Raw genomic sequence first — 22,530 nt, 5'->3', positions numbered from 1 at the left:
TAAAGTGAGAGGTTGGACATCGACCCAAGCGGGGCTCGTTGTGGCTGCTTCCTTCCGGACCTGACCAGGTTGGCGAGGCGCTCGCCCGCGCCAACCTCTCGACACTCGATATAGGCAAGGCACGCGGAAATGACAACCCGTCACAGTGAGAGTTGAACTTGCAAAAACCCTTCGGCATCCGTGCCGGTCAGCTTTGGATTGAACTCTGCGATGTCCGCGAGGTGACACTGTGCCTTTGGGCCTGTCTTCAACAGCCCCAAGGAACCCGGCATGGGTGCAAATCTGAACGGGCAGGGCCCCTGTCCCAGCGATTCTGTCGACAGTGCATCGGCCAGATAGTCCTTCAGCACGTTTTGGATCGACAGGGTTGGAACGTTGATGGGTTCGGCGTCACGTATGAATGGAAAATGCCCGCCGCCACTGGCTCGGTAGTTGTTCAGTGCAACCACAAATCGCTGCTCTGCCGTCACCGGGCGGTCATCGAAACGTATGTCCGAGATGCGCCGAGCGCCCGGATTTGCCAGCTGTCCGACCGCATCGAACCGAGGCGGCTCGCTCAGGTCGATCACGTAGGTTAAGCCGAATAGAACATCGAAATTGTGCCCAGCTCGGTCAGGATTGACCAATTCGGTCTGAGTGCCAGATTTCAACTGATTGAAAACACCTGCCGACATTTCAAGCCAATCGCTGATGTGATCTCCGGAAACCACGACCGCACGAAGCTCGTTTGGAAAGATGTTCAGGTCGGCCACGTGCCGCATGCGCATCACGCCCGCAGGGATGTCTGTGAAAAAACGAGGCCCGGCGCGACCACCGAACTTCGAAGGGGAGGCAGCGGACAGCAAAGGGATCGCGTCATAGGCAGTACCTTTCAGGTTCTGACGCAAAGCAGAAGCCTGCGCCGCGGCCACTATCGCAAGCCCGCGATCCCTGGCGCAAAAGCTGAAATAGCTGTGCAGATGCTGATCCGTGTGACCAATCGGGTTCTCGACCCGTTTTCGTGTTGCCGTATGCACGTCTGAAAATAGCGCCACAAGCGACGGGTCTTCGGGGGCCGGGTCAGCACCTGAAACCGGGCGCAGTTCCGCACAATGGGCCGTAATCGACCAGCCCTTTTCTTCCGTTCCGGTTAGCGCCAAATCAATCACGCCAAGGTGGGATCCGGCAAATCCTGGCATGACAACAGGCGTGCCATGCACAAGGCCACCAGTGGCATCGACGTGTTCCAGCCCAACATGAGATTTCCCCGGCAGTGTCAAATGGGTATGGCCAGCAATGATGGCGTCTATATCGTCAATACCAGCAAGTGGGATAATCGCGTTTTCCAGGTCGGGTGTGGCGTCGGCAGAACCCAGACCCGAATGGGCCAGAGCAACGATCACGTCGCAGCCATTGGATCGAAGCTCTGACACCTTCTTTCGCGCGCAGACCAAAATGTCATCTACCCGGACATCATGGTTCAGCCGATGAGATTCCCAATTCCGGGTTTGCGGTGGCACGACCGAGAACACGCCGATCTTTAAAGAAGTTGGCAGCCCCTCCGCCTCAATCTGGCGCGTTAAAACCGCTTCATCCTGCCATATCGAGGCTGCGCCGGATTGATGGACATTACTGCAAACCACTGGGCAGGGTGCCTGTGAAAGGATGCGGTTCAATGCGTTCAGACCGAGCCCGAAATCGTGGTTGCCCAACCCGATTGCATCATACCCCAGTGCAGCAAAAGCCTGCATCAGCGCATGCGGCTTTTCAACCTGCTCTGCGGCCAGATCTCCAACCGGTGTTCCCTGCAAAGAATCGCCATTGTCGAAAAGTAACACGATCGAGCCTTCCGCTTGCACCTCGGTCCGGGCTTGCCGGATCAGGCTGGCGGTTCGGGTCAGACCAATTGTGGGATCAGGTGTGTCAGAATAGTAATCAAAGCTCCGCAGGTTCATATGAAGATCGGTTGTGGCCAGTATCCGGACCCGCACGGTCTGCGAAGGCAGAGAAAAGGAAGGTTTCAAATTTCTACTTTTAGCGGTTTTGTCTTAGTCATTTTCAACAAAAAGGTTAATCACAGTGAATTGCAAGGATTAGCTGCATTCATTCGATGGCGACCTGTGGTTTTGGGCGTGAAATTCCGTTGCAACTGCTTGGCCGACATGGCAGCCCTGTGCGGACAAGCCTAAGGATAACTTATGAAAAATGCGGAATATGTGACGTTTGGTGGCTCGGGGCTGGATCGCGCGGCGCATTTTCGTGGTGATGCCGAAGCGATCGAGCGCGCATTGACAGATCCCAGTGCAAAATGCCTGCTGTTGTGGCGCGGCAAGGTTTTGGTTCAGGGTGAGGCGTTGGATCAGCTGGGGCTGATCCCGATGTCGCACAAGCTGGTTGAAAACGGGCCGGGTGGCTCTGTCGAACAGCCTGTATTCCTGGGGCTGTCAGACAACGCGCCGGTGTTTGCTGCTGATATATCGGGCTGGACGGCTGATGGGCTGGATGTGTCCGGTGTCGGTGCCTTTATCGATAAATCAGAGCAGCAGCACCCGGATTTGCCTTACGGCTATGTCTTTGCCGAACTACGCAGGATCATGACCCGATTGTCGGCGCGGGACGCGGAATTGGCGGCCTCGGCCAAGGCGGTGATCGGCTGGCATGAAACGCATCGGTTTTGTGCTCGGTGTGGCGCAGCCAGCGAACTTGTGCAGGCCGGGTGGCAACGCAGTTGCCCGTCGTGCGGCGGGCAGCATTTCCCGCGTACCGATCCGGTTGTCATCATGTTGATCACCTATGGCGATTCCGTCCTGATGGGACGTTCGCCGGGTTGGCCTGAAGGGATGTACTCGTTGTTGGCCGGGTTTATCGAACCCGGTGAGACGCTCGAGGCGGCGGTCCGTCGGGAAGTGATGGAAGAAGCCGGGGTGCCTGTAGGTGAGGTCAGTTATCTATCCAGCCAGCCCTGGCCGTTTCCGGCCTCATTGATGTTCGGCTGCGCGGGTGAGGCGTTGTCGCGAGATATCAGCATCGACCCGGTTGAAATCGAAGATGCGATGTGGGTGACCAAATCCGAGATGATGCAGGCTTTTGCCGGCGAACACCCCGTTTTACTGCCAGCCCGCAAGGGTGCTATTGCGCACTTTCTACTGCAAAACTGGCTTGCGGATACGTTGGACTGACAAAATACTAAGCTGAAAAGCGAGAGAACCCCGAACCACGATGCAGTTTACAGCGCGCGAAGATATCGAAGCTCCTATCAACTCGGTGTTTGAAATGGTGGCCGATTTTGACCGATTCGAGCGGATCGCGATGCGACGCGGGATCGAGGTGCGGCGAACTTCGGGTGAAATGGGCGTTGTTCCAGGCACCAGTTGGGAGACGGAATTCAGGCTGCGCGGAAAGCCACGCCAGATTTCCGTCCAGATGGCCGAGTGTGACCCGCCTTCGCTGATGCGCTTCGAAGCGGCAAGTAAGGGGATGAACGGGGTCACGACGGTCGAGCTGTTGGCGCTGTCGCAGCGCCGCACGCGCTTGAGCGTTGATATGTCTCTGTCGGCCAAATCCCTGCCCGCGCGGCTGTTGTTGCAATCACTCAGGCTTGGGCAATCCCGATTTCGCCGACAGTTTCAGTTGCGCCTGACCGAGTTCGCACGGGAAATGGAACAACGTCACATTCATGGTGGCTGAATTCGTTGCCCCGATATCTGGAGGGCGAAAATATGGATAGCTTTGCAGTCCGCGAGGCGGTTTTGGAGGACGCCCAGGGCATCTCGGAGGTGTTGCAGGAAATCGCCGCTGCAGGAAAGCGCAAGAAACGCTGTGATGTTGATTTTGCGCGCGAACACTACGTGGCCGATCCTGATCGGATCAGGTGTTCTGTTGCCGTCCAGGGGGAACAGATTCTGGGATTTCAGTCGCTGAAATGGGCGGTCGAAAACAATCCATATGGCGCTCCGGCTGGGTGGGGCGTCATTGGAACTCATATCCGCCCGTCAGCCGCCCGGCGCGGTGTCGGGCGCGCCTTGTTTCGCGCAACGCTTTTGGCGGCGCAGGAAAGTGGCCTTTCAGCCATTGATGCAACCATATCGCCCACAAACGCCGAAGGTTTGGCCTTTTATTCAGCGATGGGTTTTGTGGATTACCGGCAGCACGACGGTGCCCGGTGCAAATGCTTTTCCGTGACCCGAGGCCGAGAGCCTTAACCACGCGGCTGAGCAGCCGGGTAAACACCCAAAATCTCGACGTTGGTGGTGAAATGTTCCAGCTCTTCCATCGCAAGCTGAACATTCCGGTCGTCGGGGTGGCCCACGATGTCAGCGTAAAACTGGGTCGCGGTGAAGGATCCGTCGAGCATGTAGCTTTCCAGCTTGGTCATGTTGATGCCGTTGGTCGCAAATCCACCCATCGCCTTGTAAAGCGCGGCCGGAATGTTGCGCACCTGAAAAACAAAGCTGGTTATCATGCCGTGTTCACCCCTGCGGGTCATGTCGGCCTGCTGTGACATCACCAAAAAGCGCGTGGTGTTGTTGTCGCGGTCCTCGATGTTCCGGGCAAGAACGTTCAGGCCATAAATCTCGCCCGCCAACTCGCTGGCCAATGCTGCTGAGTGTACCTCGCCTTGCTCAGCAACCTCGCGTGCGGCCCGCGCATTGTCGGGGCTGACGCGCCCTTTGATGTTGTGTTCTTTCAGAAAACCGGCGCATTGCGGCAATAGAACCAGATGCGAATGCGCTTCTGTGACGTCCTCGATTTTGGCCCCTGGAACGGCAAGAAGGTTGATGTGAACCCGCACGAACGCTTCTTCGATAATGTGCAACCCGCTGTGGGGCAGCAAGCGGTGGATATCTGCGACCCGTCCATACGTGGTGTTTTCAACCGGCAGCATCGCCAGATCGGCATCGCCCGCGCGCACCGATTCGATCACATCTTCGAAAGTCCGGCAGGGCAGGACCTCCATATCCGGGCGGGCATTGCGGCAAGCCTCATGGCTGTAGGCGCCGGGTTCTCCCTGAAATGCAATACGTTTGGTCATTTGGTCGATTCCGTGCAACAAGTTCGATAATTGGGCGTTTAGTCGCGGTGTCTATACCTTGCCTCTTGTCAGGGGAAGCCTTAGACACCCCGCAGACAGCTGAAATGGACTCGCGATCAATGTTCGACACGATGACAGTTACCAAGGCCGCAGCAGGCCTGTTTGGCACCTTCCTGGTGCTGCTTTTGGCCAAATGGGGTGCCGAAGTGCTTTACCATGCGGATGGGCATGGTGAGACAGCCTCTTACATTATCGAAACCGAAAGCTCGGGTGAAAGCGCTGACGGTGAAGAAGTGGTGTTCGAAGACATGCTGGCCGCCGCTGACCCGGAAAAAGGCGCCAGAGTGTTCCGCAAGTGTACTGCTTGCCACAAGCTGGAAGATGGCGCGAACGGAACCGGCCCGTACTTGTATGCAATCGTGGATCGTCCCGTCGCTTCGGCCAAGGGCTTCACCGGCTATTCAGCCTCGATGCAGGCGCATGGCGGCAATTGGACACCCGAAGCACTGGACGCGTTCCTGACCCGCCCCAGTGCTTACATCTCAGGCACATCCATGAGCTTTGCGGGTCTGAAGAAACCACAAGACCGGGCCGACCTGATTGCCTACCTGCAGACCATCAACTGATCTTGCGCTCAGTTTCGACGTATTCAAAAGCCGCTGCCTCGTGCAGCGGCTTTATTTTTTGTCTAAGTAAATCTTCACAAAGTGTTCACGCACTCTAAACTTGAAACTGTCAGTGCTGGACCTTTAGCTAGGTTTAAGCGCATTAAGACGTTGCAAGGGCTGTAGAAGAGGCGGGTATGACACAAAATCGCACGAAATCGACGCTGACGATGATGAAGCGGAGAACAGCGCTGCAATTGATGGGGGGAAGCGCCGTAGCCGCCATAACACCAGGGTTGAGCGGAGCAACGGCTGCCGGAGCCTCCGACAGCGAAATTATCAAGGCACACGGGTATTCCTTCTTTGGCGACCTCAAATACCCACCAGATTTTAAACATTTCGAATACGTAAACCCCGATGCGCCTGTTGGCGGTGAGATTTCGGTTTCATCGCGGGGAACCTTCGACGGCATGAACCGATTCAACTGGCAAGGCAAAGCAGGTCTTTACTCTGGCTTGATCGCGGAAAGCATGTTTGGCGACAGTCCATTTGGATCGGCCTCGCCTGCGGACTCCATCACTGAAGCCTATGGTTTGCTGGCAGAATCCGTTGAGTACCCCAGTACCAAGGAATGGTGCATCTTTTACATGCGGCCCGAGGCACGTTTCGCGGATGGCACACCGCTAACTGCGCATGATGCAGCGTTTACCCACGACCTTTTCCTTGAACAGGGCATCCGCAGCTATGCGCGGGCGGTCAAGCAGCGCATCGAGGGATACGAGATCATCGATGACCACACGATCAAGTTCAACTTTGTTGACGGTATCTCGCGCCGGTCGCTTATCTCGCAGGTCGGCGGAACGCCCGTATTCTCGAAAGCCTGGTACGAAAAAACCGGCGAACGGTTGGATAAGCAAAGCCTTGTGACACCAATGGGAAGCGGCCCATATGTGCTCGATGACTATGAGATAAACCGCTATATCGTCTATCGCCGAAACCCCGACTATTGGGGTTGGCACCTGCCGATCAATGTTGGACGGCACAACTTTGAAACCGTGCGGGTCGAGTATTTTGCTGATGATGCCGCCGAGTTCGAAGCGTTCAAAGCGGGCATCTACACATTTCGTGCAGAAGGTAGCACCAAGAAATGGGCCACCGGGTACGATTTCCCGGCAGTTCAGAATGGATATGTAAAACGCGAAAGCATTCCTGTCATGGCGCCTCCATCGCCATCGGGTTTCATCTTCAACATGCAACGCGCGCCGTTTGACAACATCAAGGTCCGCGAGGCGCTTGGGTTGGCTTTCAATTTTGAATGGACGTCCGAATCCCTTCAGTTCGGCCTGACGGAACCGCGCCATTCCTTCGCTGAAAACTCGGAAGTCGCGGCAGATGGCTTGCCCGACGAGATGGAAACAGCTTTCTTGCGGTCCTTAGGTGATATGGTTCCCGAAGAGCTTTTCACGCAGGAAGCGGTACGTGCCCATACCTCGAATGCGGATCGTACAGTGGACCGTCGCAACAAGCGAACAGCCCTCAAGTTGTTCGAGGAGGCCGGTTGGACGGTATCGAGCAGCGGAAAACTGCAGGACGCGAACGGCAATCCGCTTAAGATCACCATTATGCTCAACGCTTCTTCGTCGGATACGGCCGAGGCTATTGTGACGACTTACGCTGCGAATCTGGAAAGTTTTGGCGTTGCGGTGACGGTCGAAAAGATCGACAGCGCACAGTGGATTCAGCGGTACTATGACAAAGATTTCGACATGATCTTTTTCCGTAACCAGCCGTTCCTGGAGGCGGGCACCGGCCTGAAACAGGCCTATGGGTCTGAAACCGCTGTTGTTTCCTCCTATAACCCCCAATCCCTGCAGGAGCCGCTTGTAGACGCCATCATCGACGCGTCCCTGGACACGAAGTCTCGCGAGGAAGAGATCGCAGCGCTAAAATCTCTGGACCGCGTCCTGCGGTATCTCCGCATCCAAGTGCCAAGCGGCTACGTCTCGGATACCTGGGTTGCCTATTACGACATGTTCGAGCATCCCGAAGTGTTGCCGCCATTGGCCGTCGGGCAGTTTGACTTCTGGTGGTTTAACGAAGAGAAGTACCAGAAACTGAAAGCTGCTGGCGCGGTGAGGTAACCGATTTGGGCGCGTATATTCTTCGCCGGCTTTTGCTGGTCATACCGACGCTACTTGGAATCATGATTGTGAACTTCACCTTGGTACAATTTGTGCCAGGTGGCCCGATCGAGCAGATACTGGCTCAGATGCAGGGCGAAGGTGACGTGTTCGCAGGTTTTGCCGGGGGCGAAGGTGCGCCGGCCGAAGAGACCTTTGGTTCGGACAGTGAATATATCGGCGCCCGAGGTTTGCCAAAAGAGTTCATCGAGGAACTGGAGAAAGAGTTCGGGTTCGACAAACCTCCGGTCGAGCGTTTCCTTACGATGATGGGCAACTACCTGACGCTGGATTTCGGTGAGAGTTATTTCCGGTCAATCAGCGTGATTGACCTGGTGCTCGAGAAGATGCCCGTTTCGATTTCTCTGGGTTTGTGGTCCACGTTGATTGCCTATCTGGTGTCGATCCCCCTGGGTATTCGCAAAGCCATCAAGGACGGATCGACCTTTGATACATGGACCAGTGGTACGATTATCGTGGCCTACGCCATTCCAGGCTTCTTGTTTGCCATCCTGCTGCTGGTGCTGTTCGCCGGTGGCTCTTACTGGCAAATATTCCCGTTGCGGGGGCTGACCTCTGACAATTGGGAGAGCCTGAGCCTGTTTGGCAAGATTGTTGACTACTTCTGGCACATCGCCTTGCCGATCATCGCGCTGACGATCTCGGCCTTTGCGACACTGACGCTGCTGACCAAGAACTCGTTTCTGGACGAAATCAAAAAGCAATACGTCATGACCGCTCGTGCCAAGGGGCTAAGCGAAAGCAAAGTTCTGTACGGGCACGTGTTCCGCAATGCCATGCTTATCGTGATCGCGGGTTTCCCTGCTGTTTTCATCGGCGTCTTCTTCGGGGGGTCGATCATTATCGAAACGATCTTCTCGCTCGACGGTCTTGGTCGCCTGGGGTTCGAGGCTGCCGTGGCCCGGGATTACCCGGTGATTTTTGGGACGTTGTTCATCTTTGGCCTGATGGGGCTGGTTGTCGGCATCATCAGCGATCTGATGTATGTGTTGGTCGATCCGCGTATCGATTTCGAAAAGCGGGAGGGGTAAATGGCACTATCCCCCCTGAACCAGCGCCGCTGGCGCAATTTCCGGCGCAATGGCCGGGCGTTCTGGTCGCTGATCATCTTCTCAATTTTGTTCGGCCTATCGTTGTTTGCCGAATTCATCGCCAATGACAAACCGATCCTGGTGAAGTACCGCGGTGAGTTTTACACGCCGATCTTCAACTTCTATCCAGAAACCGAGTTCGGCGGTGATTTCCAGACCGAAGCGATTTATCGCGACCCCGAGGTGCAGTGCCTGATCGACAGCGGTGGGTTGGAGTCGTGTTTCGACGACCCCGAGGGGATCATCGACGAAATCAAATCCGGCAGCTTTCAGGCGGACGGGTTTGAACGCGGTTGGACCGTCTGGCCGTTGATCCCTTATTCCTACAATACCAGCGTGGATCGCCCCGGCGCCGCGCCGCTACCGCCCAACGGCCAGAACCTGCTGGGCACTGATGACACCAAACGCGATGTGCTGGCCCGCGTAATCTATGGGTTCCGTCTGTCGATCTTGTTCACCCTTGTCGTAACGGGTGTGGCAAGTCTGATTGGTATCTTCGCCGGGGCCATTCAGGGGTTTTTCGGCGGATGGCTGGATCTCATTTTCCAGCGCATCATCGAAATCTGGTCGGCTACGCCATCGCTCTATGTGATCATCATCATGTTTGCGATACTTGGGCGTAGTTTCTGGCTGCTGGTCGCGTTGATGATCCTGTTCGGCTGGACCGGACTTGTGGGCGTCGTGCGCGCCGAGTTTCTGCGGGCGCGAAATCTGGAATACGTGCGCGCCGCGCGGGCGCTGGGCGTAGGGAATATGACGATCATGTTCCGCCATATGCTGCCCAACGCAATGGTGGCCACACTGACCTTCATGCCCTTCATCGTAACGGGAACAATCGGCGGTCTGGCCTCGCTGGATTTTCTGGGCTTCGGCCTGCCATCTTCGGCCCCATCCTTGGGTGAGCTGACCTTGCAGGCCAAGCAGAACCTGCAGGCCCCGTGGCTGGCGTTCACCGCCTTCTTCACCTTTGCCATCATGCTGTCGCTGCTGGTCTTTATCTTCGAAGGCGTCCGCGATGCGTTTGATCCCAGAAAGACGTTCTCATGAGCGTTGATGCGAGCAACAACTTGGCGGCCAGAGGAATCCTGTACGCCAGCCTTGCGGCGCTGGGCTACATCGCATGGGTTTTGGTTTGGCTTGGGGTTGATTTAGTCCAGTCTCACCCGTCCGGCCCAATCCGGTTCGAAGTCATTGGCCTGATGTTTGTGGTCCTTTTTGGGCCGGGAACGTTTTCCCTGCTCGCCAGCGCCATCACATATGGCGTCAAAAGGACGTTTCCGACTTTTTTGCAAGTGTCGGCGCTGCTCAGCGCAGTTTGGGTGGCCTATATGTACACAGCCCTGGAGGCGCTTTGAGAATGGGATCTGAATCAGCGCCACTGTTGAACGTGCGGGACCTGCGCGTGTCCTTTCAGCAAGACGGTCAGGTATCTGCTGCGGTCAAGGGGGTGTCATTTACCGTGGGCCGCGGTGAAACGGTTGCTCTGGTAGGCGAATCCGGGTCAGGCAAATCGGTGACCGCGCTGTCGACAGTATCCTTGCTAGGTGACAGCGCAATTGTCGAAGGCTCGGTCACCTATGAAGGGCAAGAGATGATTGGCGCATCCGAGCAGCGCCTGATGGATGTGCGCGGCAACGATATCAGCTTTATCTTTCAAGAGCCGATGACCTCGCTCAACCCGCTGCACACGATCCAGAAACAGATGGCGGAATCACTGGCCCTGCATCAGGGTTTGACCGGCGACGCGGCGCGCGTCCGGATTGTCGAATTGCTGACAAAGGTCGGTATTCGCGACCCCGAGGAGCGGCTGGACAGCTATCCGCATCAATTGTCCGGCGGTCAACGTCAGCGTGTCATGATCGCCCTAGCGCTTGCCAATAAGCCCGACATTCTGATTGCGGATGAACCTACGACTGCTCTGGATGTGACCATTCAGGCGCAAATCCTCGAACTGTTGGCCGAGCTTCAGAAGTCTGAGAATATGGGGATGCTTTTTATCACCCACGATCTGGGGATCGTGCGCCGCATCGCCGACCGGGTCTGTGTGATGAAGGATGGCGAGATTGTTGAGACTGGTGAAACCCGCGAGATTTTTGACAACCCTCAACACCCTTACACACGCAAACTGCTGGCGGCTGAACCCTCTGGTCACCCCGATCCCGTGGCGCCCGACGCCGAGGAGGTTGCGCGCACGGACCATCTGAAGGTCTGGTTCCCGATCCAGCGTGGGTTCCTGAAGCGCACTGTTGGTTACGTGAAGGCGGTAAACGACGCTACGCTCAGCGTACGGGCGGGCGAAACGGTAGGGATCGTCGGCGAAAGCGGCTCTGGTAAGACAACGTTGGCGCTGGCGATCATGCGGCTGATCGCGTCCGAGGGTAGCATCACGTTTCGTGATGAGGATGTCAGAAGGTGGTCCACCCGAGAGCTGCGGCGCCTCCGTAAGGACATGCAGATCGTGTTCCAGGACCCGTTCGGCAGTCTGAGCCCGCGGATGACCTGTCAGCAGATCATTGCCGAGGGGTTGGCGATCCACAAAGTTGACCCCCATCGCGCACCGCGCGAGCTGGTGGCTGAAGTGATGACCGAGGTTGGCCTGGACCCGGCGGCGATGGACCGCTACCCGCATGAGTTCTCTGGCGGTCAGCGTCAGCGTATTGCCATTGCACGTGCCATGGTGCTGCGGCCCAAACTTCTGGTTCTGGATGAGCCGACCAGTGCCCTGGATATGACAGTGCAGGTTCAGATCGTCGACCTGTTGCGCGATCTTCAACGTAAATACGGGCTGGCCTATCTGTTTATCAGCCATGATCTCAAAGTCGTCCGCGCGATGTCTCACAACGTGATTGTCATGCGAAACGGTGATGTGATCGAAATGGGCGCGGCCGAGGACCTGTTCGAGAACGCGCAGACGGATTATACCCGCGAGTTGATCGCGGCGGCGGGATAACATGAAAAAGCCGGCAAAGACTATGTCGGGAAAGCTTGGTTTATTGGTGTCTCGTGCTTGCTGAGCTTTCTTAGCGCAGAATCCTGGGCCTCTTTCTCTGCCAAAGTTGCCCTGTGTATCGTCGTCTTCGCGGTATTGTTTGGAGAACACCTTTGGGAGTGGTTCAAGTCTAAGCTTTAGCGAAACAAAAAATGCAAGAGATCGAAGCTGCTGTTTATGCGATCTCTTGCATCTTGGTGGGTAAAGCCCGTTTCATGCGTTGGCAGCTTCGCGCGAGGCAGATTTTGGAACCGGCCCGCGCAATTCTTCATAGTGATCGAATTGCAGTTTCACCCACCCGGTGCCGCGTGTCGCGCTGGCGAGGGTTCTATGCAACTCGTCCTCGGCCACCGCAGGCAGTTGGGCGTTGAATATTTCCCACCCGGACGCGTTCGGGTTGCCTTCAAAGCCCAGCACCTGACCCTGCAAGGAACTGATTGTCGGCACCAGATCGCCCACGAAATCCGAGGGCAGGTGGATTTCGGCGTTTAAGATGGGTTGCAGGACCACGGGTTTTGCCTGCGGCAGTGCTTCTCGCACCGCGTTCTTGCCCGCTGTGCGGAACGCATAGTCTGAACTGTCTACGTTGTGATGCTTACCGTCGCTCAGGGTGACTTTGACATCGACAACCGGGAACCCTTCGGGCCCCTGTGCCAGCGCATCCTTGGCCCCGTGTTCGACAGACGGGATGTAGTTTTTGGGCACGGCGCCCCCTTTGACGATTTCCTCGAACTCGAAGCCTGATCCGCGCGGAGTCGGTGCGATCGAGATCACGACATCGGCAAATTGCCCCGCGCCGCCGGATTGCTTTCGATGGCGATGGCGGTGTTCGATAGGTGTGCGGATGGTCTCGCGATACGCCGTCTCCACGGTCTCCGTTTCGATCTCGATCCCGAAGTCTTCGGCTAGCTTGGCACTGACCCGCCGCATATGCTGCGGCCCCTGCGATCCCAAAATTGCATGGCCACTCAGTTCATCCTGCTCAAAGTGCAGACCGGGGTCGATCTCGACCAGGCGGGTCAGGGCGTTGGACAGGCGTACATCGTCACGCTCATGCGCAGGCGATACAACTTGCCGATGGGCCGCCGGGTGGGATTCGGCCCATCCAGGTAACGGTGTGGACCCGGCGCCGTCATAAATGTTGCCGGGATTCAGGTGGTCCGATTTGACGGCCAGTCCAATTTGCCCGGCTTCCAGTTCCGGAATTTGGGTTTTGGCATCTAATGTCGTCAGGTTGCCAACCGTTTCCCCGCCCAATGCTTCGTGCGCTTTGACGCCCTTGCCCAGACCACGCAGAACGACGATCTTTCCGATGTGCTTTTTGACGTCGGCAAACCCGGCAATCGCGCGTGCGTCTTCGGCCGCCTCGTCCCGCCCAGCAGCGATGTCGAACTCTGGGGCTTCGTGACGCAGAGCCTTCATCAGGCGGGTCAGCCCGTTCCCGTGGCTTGCAGATCCAAGGCAGGCCGGGATCAACTGGTGATTTTGCAAGACCTGCGCGGCCAGATCATAGATTTCTGCGCTTGGCGGTTGTTTGTCTTCGATTAGTTGCTCGAGCAGGTGATCATCGAAGTCCGAAAGAGTTTCCAGCAATTCGGTCCGGGCTTCCTGCTCGCGGTCTTCGACGGACTGAGGAAGCTCGATTAGGGCCGAGGGCTGTCCTTCCTGATACTTCCATGCACGTTCAGAGATCAGGTCGACTGCGCCTATGATCGTCTCACCATCGCGAATTGGAACCTGCCGCAAGGCGATGTGTTGCGTACAGTAGGTCTGCAAGGCGGCGATGATATCGCGGATTCGACCGTTGGGGCTGTCCATACGGTTGATGAACAAAAAGCAGGGGATACCTGCCTCTTCGACCAGACGCAGATACGGGGCGCACAGCACGGCGGCGTCCGGGTCGGGCGGCACGACGACAACGGCGGCGTCTGAGATGGCCATAGCAGGGCCGACATAGGCCAACGTGTCACTACCGCCATTCACGTCAATGGCACACCAGGGTTCGCCCAGATAAGAAAAACCGTGCAAATGCACGGTTCCGGATACGTCGAATGTGGTTGGCCGGCCATCAAGGCGGCTAATGGCCTCGACCAGAGTTGTTTTGCCCGATTGGCTGGGGCCGAGGACGGAAAAAACGCGCATGGATGCAGTCCCTCTTTCAAGTTGCAGAACGGCTGCACGAAAAGGGTGGTCGAGCGCGAATGCGTCGGCACATACTGTCTGGTACTCTGCCTGCCTCAGGCGCGGGGCGGATCTCAACCCGCCCTGTAAGTGTGGGGAAAACCCACCCTCCGCGTCAAGTCTTGTCCTGTTGCTGTATCAGATAGCCGAGCTGTGTCCCGCCTTGCTCAGGTCATAGGCATCAAAGCTGCGTGCGATCATTCGGGTCAGCGCACGCGCCTCGGGTGGGATGAACAGACCGTCTTCTGAGACGCTCAGTAAGCCGTCAAACGTTGCGTTTGCGGTCTTGTACATGTCCTGCAATTCCGCCGCGGTGACGTTGTGGTCGCGCAGAATCTCGGCCGTATCGATGCGGAAGTCGCACATCAAAGCTTCGATCAATCGCGCGCGGAGGACGTCCTGCCCTTTAAACAAGTGCCCACGGGATATTGAGAACCGCCCATCGCGGATCGCCTTGGTGTGGGCCGACGTCGCAGGTGCGTTTTGAGCATACCCTTGCGGGAACCGCGAGATCGAGCTTGCACCGACACCAATCAGAACTTCGGCCTGATCGTCAGTATATCCCTGGAAATTCCGCTTAAGCCGCCCTGCGTTCAGCGCATGCGTCAGCCCGTCATCCTGCGTGGCAAAGTGGTCAATCCCGATCTCTGCATATTTGTCCCACAGAAACAGACGCCGGGCTGTGTCGAACAGGTCCAGGCGGTCTTCGGGTGTGGGCAGCGCATCCGTTGGGATCAGCTGCTGCCGTTTGGCCATCCACGGCACATGGGCATAGCCGTACAGCGCCACCCGGTCCGGGCTGAGCGACAGAAGTTTCTGAACGCTTTCGGTCATCCGTGACTTGGTCTGGTGCGGCAGGCCGTACAGAATATCCGCGTTCAGGCTGGATATCCCACGCGCGCGGATCATGTCGACGGCCTTGCGGGTGGTGTCGTAACTTTGGATGCGCCCGATGGTTTTCTGGATTTCGTCGTCGAAATCCTGAACGCCAATAGACGCGCGGTTCATGCCAGCCTCGGCCAACGCGTCCAGCCGATCCTCGTCAATCTCGTTCGGGTCGATCTCGACCGAGAATTCCGCATCCGGTCCCAGTGGAACAACCTCAAGAATGCGGGCGGCCAGTTCGCGCATCAAATCGGGATTCAGCAGCGTGGGCGTGCCGCCGCCCCAATGCAGGCGCGACAGGGTCACACCCTCGGGCAGTTGCGCGGCAAGCAGGTCCAGCTCGGCCTTCAGCACGTCCACATAGGCGATCACAGGGTTGTCGGTTTGGGTTCCTTGTGTCCGACAGGCGCAGAACCAACATAGCCTGCGGCAGAACGGCACGTGGATATACAGCGACACGGAACTGCCCGGTTTTATCCCGGAAATCCAGTCAGCATAAAGACTTGGTCCCACGTCGTTACTGAAATGCGGGGCGGTTGGATAGCTTGTGTAACGCGGGACTTTCGCGTCAAATAGTCCAAGCTTTGACAATTGCGGTTTCACTATCATACCGATACCGTTAAGGCACGGCCGTCTACGAAACCTTGACTGAGATCAAGTGAAAGCGCGAACGATGCTAAAAGCCCAATTTGACCATACCAACTGTTCCGATTGTCCCATTCGGCACCGCGCCGTTTGTGCGCATTGCGATGCCGATGAGTTGGAAGAGCTTGAGGGCATTAAGTACTACCGGACATTCGAGGCGGGACAGACGATCATCTGGTCGGGCGATCAGATGAATTTTGTAGGCTCTGTCGTGTCGGGAATCGCGTCATTGACCCAAACGATGGAAGATGGTCGAACGCAAATGGTTGGCCTGCTTTTGCCCAGCGATTTTGTTGGACGACCCGGTCGGGAAACAGCGCCCTATGACGTGTTGGCCACAACCGATTTGGTCATGTGCTGTTTTCGCAAGAAACCGTTCGAAGCCCTGATGGGCAGCACCCCGCATATCGCCCACCGTCTGCTGCAGATGACGCTGGATGAGCTGGACGCGGCGCGTGAATGGATGTTGGTTTTGGGGCGCAAGACCGCGCGCGAGAAGATTGCAAGTCTGCTGTCGATCATTGCCCGGCGGGACGCTTCGATTGCGCCTAAAGCAAAACCCGGCCCGATCGTGTTTGATCTTCCGCTGACGCGTGAGGCGATGGCAGACTATCTGGGATTGACTCTTGAAACCGTAAGCCGCCAGGTTTCGGCCCTCAAGAAAGAGGGGGTCATCGAACTGGAAGGCAAACGCCACGTGACGATCCCCGATATGCGGCGTTTGATGGATGAGGCCGGCGACGACTCGGATGGTGGCTTTCTGATTTAAGCCTGTCCTGCTGCCTGCAGCCGTGATTTACTGAACCTGTGAACGGACCACGCAGGAGCAAGGCATGGAATTCAGTAGCATTTTGGCAATGCTTGTCATCGGTGCGATCGCCGGGTGGCTTTCGGGCAAAATTATGGAAGGTCGCGGGTTCGGCCTGATCGGAAACATCATAGTCGGGATCGTGGGCGCCTTTCTTGCAGGTCTGATTTTCCCGGCGCTGGGCTTTTCGGTTGGCGGCGGCGTGTTTTCGTCAATACTCTTCGCAACCATCGGCGCGGTCATATTGTTGTTTGTGATTGGCCTCATAAAACGCGTTTAGGCCATCCGTCTGAATGGATAGCCCCGGTATAAGAAACACACCCGATCAGTGCGCCAGAAACACTGGGACTGCGGCCTGTTCCAGCATGTTGCGGGTCGCGCCGCCCAAAATGGCTTCGCGGAACCGCGAATGGCCATATGCACCCATAACGATCATGTCCGCCTCACTATCTTCGGCGTGCCTGTTCAGGATGTCTGACACACGGGTCATGGTTTTGCTGAGCACATCAATCTCACATTTGGCCCCGTGGCGGGCCAGCATCTGAGACAGCAGTCCACCGGGGTCAGAACGGTCGGGACCGTGGCGTGGCGGATCGATGACAACAATCCGAACCAGATCGGCTTGCGTCAGGAAGGGCAGGGCGCACCGGATGGCGCGCATGGCCTCGACACTTTCATTCCATCCGATCAGGACAGTACCCGGGCGCTCAAAGGGCGCTGCATTTTCCGGTGTGACCAGAATTGGCGCGTGACCTTCGAACATGGCGGCTTCGACAATTGGCTCGGCCTCGGCGCTGCGGTCTTTGCCATAAGGTTTGGGCAGGACAACCAGATCCGAGAACCGGGCACGATGCGCTACGTGCCGACCAATATCGGCGATCTGAGCGACCCCGCTTTCGGCAGACCAGCGAATATCGGATTTGCCCATGTATTCCTGAGTTTGCGTCAGCAGTTCGTCGGCGTCTGCGTTGGCCCGGCTCAGCGTTTCTTGCAGGACCAGAGCATTTGCACCTGCGTAATAATAACCCGCTTGGCTGCGATCGACGCCAAGGCACAGCGCTTCGGCATGCGCATCCTGTGCATGTGCCAGTGCAACCATTTGCGCCAAGGCTGATTGTGATTGTTCCGAGTCCGTTACGACCGTGAGAAGAGATTTGTACGCCATTTTGACCTCTTGTCTTCGGGGCTAAGTGACATGCGGCCATGCAACTCAGTCTAAGACTTAGGATTGTCACAGATTTCGGGCTATTGTCTTGATACAGATCAAAGCGAGATTGGCCGCTGTCCGACAAAACAACGGCCAGTCAAAAGGGTTCCGCGACAAATAAGAATCGCGCGGGGCATGGCAAAGGGACGCAATATGTCAAATTACATCAAGCTGATCGTGCTTGGTCTGATCGCGATATTCGCGGCGATCGGAACCAATTATGCACGCGATTTGGCGTATCAGGTGCACGCAGTTCTGGTGATGCTGATCGCCGGTGGGTTGTTCATCTGGACGCTGAGAAACACGGATGAGCCAGATATCCTCGTCGACCGTTCGGCCGAATACATGGATGACGTGATCCGCTATGGCGTGATCGCAACCGCATTTTGGGGTGTGGTCGGGTTCATCGCGGGTACTTTTATCGCCTTTCAGTTGGCTTTCCCGGCGCTGAACTTCGAGTGGGCGCAGGGATATCTCAACTTTGGCCGTTTGCGTCCGCTGCACACCTCGGCTGTAATCTTTGCCTTTGGCGGTAACGCCTTGATTGCGACCTCGTTCTATGTGGTTCAGCGTACAAGCGCCGCGCGCCTGTGGGGCGGCAATCTGGCGTGGTTCGTGTTCTGGGGCTATCAGCTCTTCATCGTTCTGGCCGCAACCGGTTACGTGCTGGGTGGAACTCAGTCTAAGGAGTACGCGGAACCTGAATGGTATGTTGACCTGTGGCTGACCATTGTCTGGGTGGCTTATCTGGCCGTGTTCCTGGGCACGATCGTCCGGCGGAAAGAGCCCCACATCTATGTGGCAAACTGGTTCTATCTGGCGTTCATCGTCACCGTTGCCATGCTGCACCTGGTCAACAACATGACCATACCGGTCAGCATCTGGGGTTCGAAATCGGTCATCGTCTGGTCGGGTGTGCAAGACGCCATGATCCAGTGGTGGTACGGCCACAATGCTGTGGGCTTCTTCCTGACCGCAGGCTTCCTTGGAATGATGTATTACTTCATCCCGAAACAGGCCGAGCGTCCGGTGTTTTCCTACAAGCTGTCGATCATCCACTTCTGGGCGCTGATCTTCCTGTATATCTGGGCCGGTCCGCACCATTTGCACTATACCGCGCTGCCTGATTGGGCCTCGACGCTGGGCATGGTGTTCTCGATCATCCTGTGGATGCCGTCCTGGGGTGGTATGATCAACGGTCTGATGACCCTGTCGGGTGCCTGGGACAAGCTGCGCACCGACCCGGTGATCCGGATGATGGTGATCTCGGTTGGCTTCTACGGCATGTCGACCTTTGAAGGTCCGATGATGTCGATCCGCGCGGTCAACAGCCTGTCCCACTACACCGACTGGACCATTGGTCACGTGCACTCGGGCGCGCTGGGCTGGAACGGTATGATCACCTTTGGTGCGCTGTACTTCCTGGTGCCTGTTCTGTGGAAGCGTGAACGTCTGTACTCACTGCAGATGGTCAGCTGGCACTTCTGGCTCGCCACCATCGGCATCGTGCTTTACGCCGCGTCGATGTGGGTCACCGGTATCATGGAAGGCCTGATGTGGCGTGAAGTGGATGCTAACGGCTTCCTGGTGAACTCGTTCGCCGACACCGTGGCTGCCAAGTTCCCGATGTATGTGGTGCGTGCTTTGGGTGGCGTCATGTTCGTCGCTGGCGCCGTGATCATGTGCTACAACCTGTGGATGACTGTGCGGAAAGCGCCGGCCAAAGAGGCCAGCCTGACCGTCGCGGTCCCGGCTGAATAGAGGGAGGGCCGGAGCAATGGCAATTCTCGACAAACATAAGATCCTCGAGACCAACGCGACCCTCCTGCTGATCTTCAGCTTTCTGGTCGTAACCATCGGTGGCATCGTTCAGATCACCCCGCTGTTCTATCTTGAGAACACCATCGAGAAGGTGGAGGGCATGCGCCCTTACACCCCCTTGGAAATGGCGGGCCGTGACATCTACATCCGCGAAGGCTGCTATACCTGCCACAGCCAGATGATCCGCCCAATGCGGGACGAGGTCGAACGCTATGGCCACTACTCGCTGGCGGCCGAGTCGATGTATGACCACCCGTTCCAATGGGGGTCCAAGCGTACCGGACCTGATCTGGCTCGCGTGGGCGGTCGCTATTCCGACCAGTGGCATGTGGATCACCTGCGTGATCCGCAGTCGGTGGTGCCGGAATCAGTGATGCCTAAATATGGCTTCCTCGAGCATCGCAAGATCGACGGCAAGTATATCGGTGATGTCATGGCTGCGAATGCGGTTGTGGGCACGCCCTATACCGAAGAAATGCTGGCAAATGCGCAGGCGGATTTCCGAGCGCAGGCCGATCCGGACAGCGACTATGACGGTTTGCTGGAACGTTACGGTGACAAGGTCAGCGTTCGCAACTTCGACGGTCAGCCCGAGTTGACCGAGGCTGATGCGTTGGTTGCATACCTGCAGATGCTGGGAACGTTGGTCGATTTCTCGACCTTCACCCCGGACCCGAGCCGCTAAAGGAGGGTGTTATGGAAGAATACACATTCCTGAGGCAATTCGCGGATAGCTGGATGCTATTGCTGCTGTTTGCCTTCTTTGTTGGTATCGTGATCTGGGTGTTCCGCCCCGGTTCCAGCAAGGAATACAAGGACACCGCCAACATCCCGTTCCGGCACGAAGATGCCCCGGCGCCCCTAAAGGGTGACGAAACAGCTGCGCCCCGTGGGGGCGACAAACCCGCCACATCCAAGGAGGCGCGGCAATGAGCAAGATACCTGAAAAACAGCCGGGCGATCCGAATACCACGGGCCACAGCTGGGACGGCATCGAGGAATTCGATAATCCGATGCCACGCTGGTGGCTGTGGACTTTTTACGTCACGATCATCTGGGGTGTGATCTACACGATCATGTACCCGGCCTGGCCGCTTGTTCAATCCGCAACTGCCGGTGTCCTTGGCTGGTCTTCACGAGAATTGGTGCAGGAAGAGATTGTTTCTTTCGAAGAGGCCAACGCGCCCTGGAACGCCAAGCTGGTTGAAACCTCGCTGGGGGACGTCTCGAAGGATCCCGAGCTGCAGCAATACGCGGTCAACGCGGGCGGTGCGGTGTTCCGGACATGGTGCGCGCAGTGCCACGGTTCGGGCGCGCAAGGTGCGCCGGGGTTCCCGAACTTGCTGGACGACGCATGGCTCTGGGGTGGTTCGCTTGAAGATATCGAGACCACCATTGCCTATGGTATCCGTAACGAGGAAAGCGACGACGCACGCTATTCCGAAATGCCAGCCTTTGGCGAAATCCTCGAGAAAGAGGAGATCACTCAGGTTGTACAGTACGTCATGTCGCTGACCAATGCGCAGACCGACGACGCGGCGGCGCAGGCGGGCAAAGTTGTTTTTGAAGACAACTGTTCCTCTTGCCATGGTGAAGACGGCAAGGGCGATGTCACCCAAGGTGCTCCGAACCTGACCGACGCGATCTGGCTATACGGCGGCAGCCAGGAAGCCCTGACCGAAACGGTGACCAACAGCCGCTTTGGTGTGATGCCCGCATGGGAAAATCGCCTGACTGATGCGCAGATCCGCGCGGTGACTGCGTATGTCCACCAATTGGGTGGCGGGCAGTAACTATAAAAGAATACCTTCGGACGGTTCGCCGTCCGAAGGTTGAGGCACCGGCTGTTCCATCTGTTCGCGCGTTTCCTGAACAGCCGGTGCTGCCTCTACATTACAAACCACTGCCTAGACGGTCCAGACGCGGGTTCTGGTTTGTTAATCGCATTGTGAAAAACTGGCTCGTTTGCATTCCTTCCACCAATGGTTTTCCGGCAACCAACGCTGTTTGCGTGTGTTGCTGTGATCCGGTGAATTCATTTCGCTCTGCTCATTTGTCTGAGTGGCGATCATGAATGTTCGTGCGAGAATCGAGAGCATCTGACCTCTCCTGAGCTTTGTTTCATCTGACATCAAGATTGATTTTCCGGCCAGGAAATGCGACTCAATTAGCATTCCAATGTGTAATCAGGACTTACATATGAACTGGTTGGACATGCCGCCACTTGCCGCGCTCAGGGCATTCTCCGCATTTGCTGAAACACGAAATGTTGTGGAAGCGGGCAACTCACTGAATGTCAGCCACGCTGCCATCAGCCAGCAATTGCGCGCACTAGAAAAGCATCTCGGAGTTGCACTGTTGGACCGGTCCGGTAAGTCCATGACCTTGACCCTTGAAGGTGAGAGGTTGGCCCGCTCGTTGCATCTGGGGTTCGGAGCGATTGGCGATGCGGTGGCCGAACTTACACAATCCAAACAGGACCGTCCGGTCCACGTTTCATTGACATCGTCTTTTGCCGCGTCTTGGCTAATGCCTCGGTTACCCGCCTTTCAGGCCGAGCACCTGGATATTCAATTGGCGCTGGACCCGTCGCCAGACCTTGTCAGCCTGCGCCCCGGCGGCGTCGATGTGGCAATCCGGTATGGCACAGGCTCTTGGCCGGGCGTCTGTTCGGAAATGCTGCTGCCAAGCCCGATGGTCATTGTCGCCGCTCGAGTTCTGTTGGGCGAAAAGACGTCGTGGACGCCGGATGAACTGAGCGAGCTGCCTTGGCTAGAGGAATTCGGCACCACCGAGGCGACCAATTGGTTGTCGCGTCGGGGTGTTGGACATGGGCCAAGCGCTGGTCGAATCTCATTGCCGGGCAACCTGTTGCTCGATGGGTTGCGCGCGGGGCAGGGCGTGACCGTCACAGCGCGGCATTTTGTCGAACACGACATCACGTCGGGTCAAATCGTTGAGCTGTTTAGGGAACCGGAAAACAGTGGATATCACCTTGTTACAGGCGATTTTCCTTTGCGTCCGGCCGCTAAAACTTTTGTTGGGTGGCTCAGGCGGCAAGCTGATAGGATGTGACAAAAGGTGTC

Annotated in this window: 21 protein-coding genes and 1 other RNA gene; 16 read left to right on the top strand and 6 right to left on the bottom strand. The window is 56.9% G+C overall.

The features are described from left to right. Window positions 1-2 precede the first annotated feature (2 nt). An RNA gene (ffs, locus tag GOW16_RS16745) (signal recognition particle sRNA small type) lies at window positions 3-101 on the bottom strand. 39 nt (window positions 102-140) lie between these two features. Beyond that, window positions 141-1,970 carry a bifunctional 2',3'-cyclic-nucleotide 2'-phosphodiesterase/3'-nucleotidase gene (locus tag GOW16_RS16740; RefSeq protein WP_368039930.1) on the bottom strand — a complete coding sequence of 610 codons (1,830 nt, stop codon included), beginning with the start codon at window positions 1,968-1,970 and terminating at the stop codon, window positions 141-143. A gap of 207 nt (window positions 1,971-2,177) precedes the next feature. On the opposite strand from GOW16_RS16740, the gene nudC reads away from it, so the two are divergent. Genes nudC through GOW16_RS16725 form a run of 3 tightly spaced genes read left to right on the top strand, consistent with a single transcriptional unit; the run spans window position 2,178 to window position 4,181 of the window. Continuing rightward, window positions 2,178-3,158 carry an NAD(+) diphosphatase gene (gene nudC, locus GOW16_RS16735; RefSeq protein ID WP_170417086.1) on the top strand — a complete coding sequence of 327 codons (981 nt, stop codon included), beginning with the start codon at window positions 2,178-2,180 and terminating at the stop codon, window positions 3,156-3,158. A gap of 40 nt (window positions 3,159-3,198) precedes the next feature. Next, window positions 3,199-3,666 carry an SRPBCC family protein gene (locus GOW16_RS16730; RefSeq protein WP_170417084.1) on the top strand — a complete coding sequence of 156 codons (468 nt, stop codon included), beginning with the start codon at window positions 3,199-3,201 and terminating at the stop codon, window positions 3,664-3,666. A 32-nt stretch (window positions 3,667-3,698) separates the two neighbouring features. Further along, window positions 3,699-4,181, top strand: coding sequence for a GNAT family N-acetyltransferase (locus GOW16_RS16725; RefSeq protein WP_170417082.1), 483 nt, complete (start codon window positions 3,699-3,701; stop codon window positions 4,179-4,181). Here GOW16_RS16725 and GOW16_RS16720 read toward each other — a convergent pair. Then, window positions 4,178-5,011, bottom strand: coding sequence for a prephenate dehydratase (locus GOW16_RS16720; RefSeq protein WP_170417080.1), 834 nt, complete (start codon window positions 5,009-5,011; stop codon window positions 4,178-4,180). The genes GOW16_RS16725 and GOW16_RS16720 overlap by 4 nt on opposite strands. Before the next feature lie 119 nt (window positions 5,012-5,130). Here GOW16_RS16720 and GOW16_RS16715 point away from each other — a divergent pair, with 119 nt between their 5' ends. The 6 genes from GOW16_RS16715 (at window position 5,131) to GOW16_RS16690 (ending at window position 11,858) form a co-directional block, all read left to right on the top strand. Further along, window positions 5,131-5,637 carry a c-type cytochrome gene (locus tag GOW16_RS16715; protein WP_170417462.1) on the top strand — a complete coding sequence of 169 codons (507 nt, stop codon included), beginning with the start codon at window positions 5,131-5,133 and terminating at the stop codon, window positions 5,635-5,637. 176 nt (window positions 5,638-5,813) lie between these two features. Continuing rightward, the gene (locus tag GOW16_RS16710; protein WP_170417078.1) at window positions 5,814-7,757 is read left to right on the top strand and encodes an extracellular solute-binding protein; all 1,944 of its coding nucleotides are present in this window, start codon (window positions 5,814-5,816) and stop codon (window positions 7,755-7,757) included. 5 nt (window positions 7,758-7,762) lie between these two features. Continuing rightward, window positions 7,763-8,848, top strand: a complete 1,086-nt coding sequence (locus tag GOW16_RS16705; RefSeq protein ID WP_170417076.1) for a microcin C ABC transporter permease YejB — start codon at window positions 7,763-7,765, stop codon at window positions 8,846-8,848. After that, entirely contained in the window at window positions 8,849-9,955 is a 1,107-nt protein-coding gene (locus GOW16_RS16700; protein WP_170417074.1) for an ABC transporter permease, read from the top strand. After that, window positions 9,952-10,263: a hypothetical protein gene (locus GOW16_RS16695; protein ID WP_170417072.1), complete on the top strand. Its 312-nt coding sequence runs from the start codon at window positions 9,952-9,954 to the stop codon at window positions 10,261-10,263. The genes GOW16_RS16700 and GOW16_RS16695 overlap by 4 nt, the downstream gene beginning before the upstream one ends. A gap of 2 nt (window positions 10,264-10,265) precedes the next feature. After that, window positions 10,266-11,858 carry an ABC transporter ATP-binding protein gene (locus GOW16_RS16690; RefSeq protein ID WP_170417070.1) on the top strand — a complete coding sequence of 531 codons (1,593 nt, stop codon included), beginning with the start codon at window positions 10,266-10,268 and terminating at the stop codon, window positions 11,856-11,858. 252 nt (window positions 11,859-12,110) lie between these two features. On the opposite strand, the gene GOW16_RS16685 is transcribed toward GOW16_RS16690, so the two are convergent. Together GOW16_RS16685 and hemN are read right to left on the bottom strand one after the other, a co-directional pair. After that, on the bottom strand, window positions 12,111-14,039 hold the full coding sequence (locus GOW16_RS16685) for an elongation factor G (RefSeq protein WP_170417067.1): 1,929 nt from the start codon (window positions 14,037-14,039) through the stop codon (window positions 12,111-12,113). A 177-nt stretch (window positions 14,040-14,216) separates the two neighbouring features. Further along, the gene (hemN, locus tag GOW16_RS16680; protein ID WP_170417065.1) at window positions 14,217-15,572 is read right to left on the bottom strand and encodes an oxygen-independent coproporphyrinogen III oxidase; all 1,356 of its coding nucleotides are present in this window, start codon (window positions 15,570-15,572) and stop codon (window positions 14,217-14,219) included. A gap of 64 nt (window positions 15,573-15,636) precedes the next feature. On the opposite strand from hemN, the gene fnrL reads away from it, so the two are divergent. Together fnrL and GOW16_RS16670 are read left to right on the top strand one after the other, a co-directional pair. Continuing rightward, window positions 15,637-16,377 (top strand): transcriptional regulator FnrL, encoded by a 741-nt coding sequence (gene fnrL / locus GOW16_RS16675; RefSeq protein WP_170417062.1) that lies wholly within the window; start codon window positions 15,637-15,639, stop codon window positions 16,375-16,377. Between the two features lie 64 nt (window positions 16,378-16,441). Continuing rightward, window positions 16,442-16,696: a GlsB/YeaQ/YmgE family stress response membrane protein gene (locus GOW16_RS16670; RefSeq protein ID WP_170417060.1), complete on the top strand. Its 255-nt coding sequence runs from the start codon at window positions 16,442-16,444 to the stop codon at window positions 16,694-16,696. A 45-nt stretch (window positions 16,697-16,741) separates the two neighbouring features. Here GOW16_RS16670 and GOW16_RS16665 read toward each other — a convergent pair whose 3' ends face one another. Then, entirely contained in the window at window positions 16,742-17,581 is an 840-nt protein-coding gene (locus tag GOW16_RS16665) for a universal stress protein (RefSeq protein ID WP_170417058.1), read from the bottom strand. Window positions 17,582-17,776: 195 nt separating this feature from the next. On the opposite strand from GOW16_RS16665, the gene ccoN reads away from it, so the two are divergent. The 5 genes from ccoN to GOW16_RS16640 all read left to right on the top strand — a co-directional run bounded on the left by ccoN (window position 17,777) and on the right by GOW16_RS16640 (window position 22,519). Continuing rightward, on the top strand, window positions 17,777-19,384 hold the full coding sequence (gene ccoN, locus GOW16_RS16660; RefSeq protein WP_170417056.1) for a cytochrome-c oxidase, cbb3-type subunit I: 1,608 nt from the start codon (window positions 17,777-17,779) through the stop codon (window positions 19,382-19,384). 16 nt (window positions 19,385-19,400) lie between these two features. Further along, the gene (gene ccoO, locus GOW16_RS16655; RefSeq protein WP_170417054.1) at window positions 19,401-20,129 is read left to right on the top strand and encodes a cytochrome-c oxidase, cbb3-type subunit II; all 729 of its coding nucleotides are present in this window, start codon (window positions 19,401-19,403) and stop codon (window positions 20,127-20,129) included. 11 nt (window positions 20,130-20,140) lie between these two features. Beyond that, window positions 20,141-20,377, top strand: coding sequence for a cbb3-type cytochrome oxidase subunit 3 (locus GOW16_RS16650; RefSeq protein ID WP_170417052.1), 237 nt, complete (start codon window positions 20,141-20,143; stop codon window positions 20,375-20,377). Then, window positions 20,374-21,237: a cytochrome-c oxidase, cbb3-type subunit III gene (ccoP, locus tag GOW16_RS16645; RefSeq protein WP_170417050.1), complete on the top strand. Its 864-nt coding sequence runs from the start codon at window positions 20,374-20,376 to the stop codon at window positions 21,235-21,237. The genes GOW16_RS16650 and ccoP overlap by 4 nt, the downstream gene beginning before the upstream one ends. A gap of 406 nt (window positions 21,238-21,643) precedes the next feature. After that, entirely contained in the window at window positions 21,644-22,519 is an 876-nt protein-coding gene (locus tag GOW16_RS16640) for a LysR family transcriptional regulator (protein WP_170417049.1), read from the top strand. Window positions 22,520-22,530 lie beyond the last annotated feature (11 nt).

The organism is Ruegeria atlantica (genome assembly GCF_013033965.1).
In the GTDB taxonomy this organism is placed as follows: Bacteria; Pseudomonadota; Alphaproteobacteria; order Rhodobacterales; family Rhodobacteraceae; genus Ruegeria; species Ruegeria atlantica_D.
This window is presented reverse-complemented; position numbering and strand designations above follow the sequence as displayed.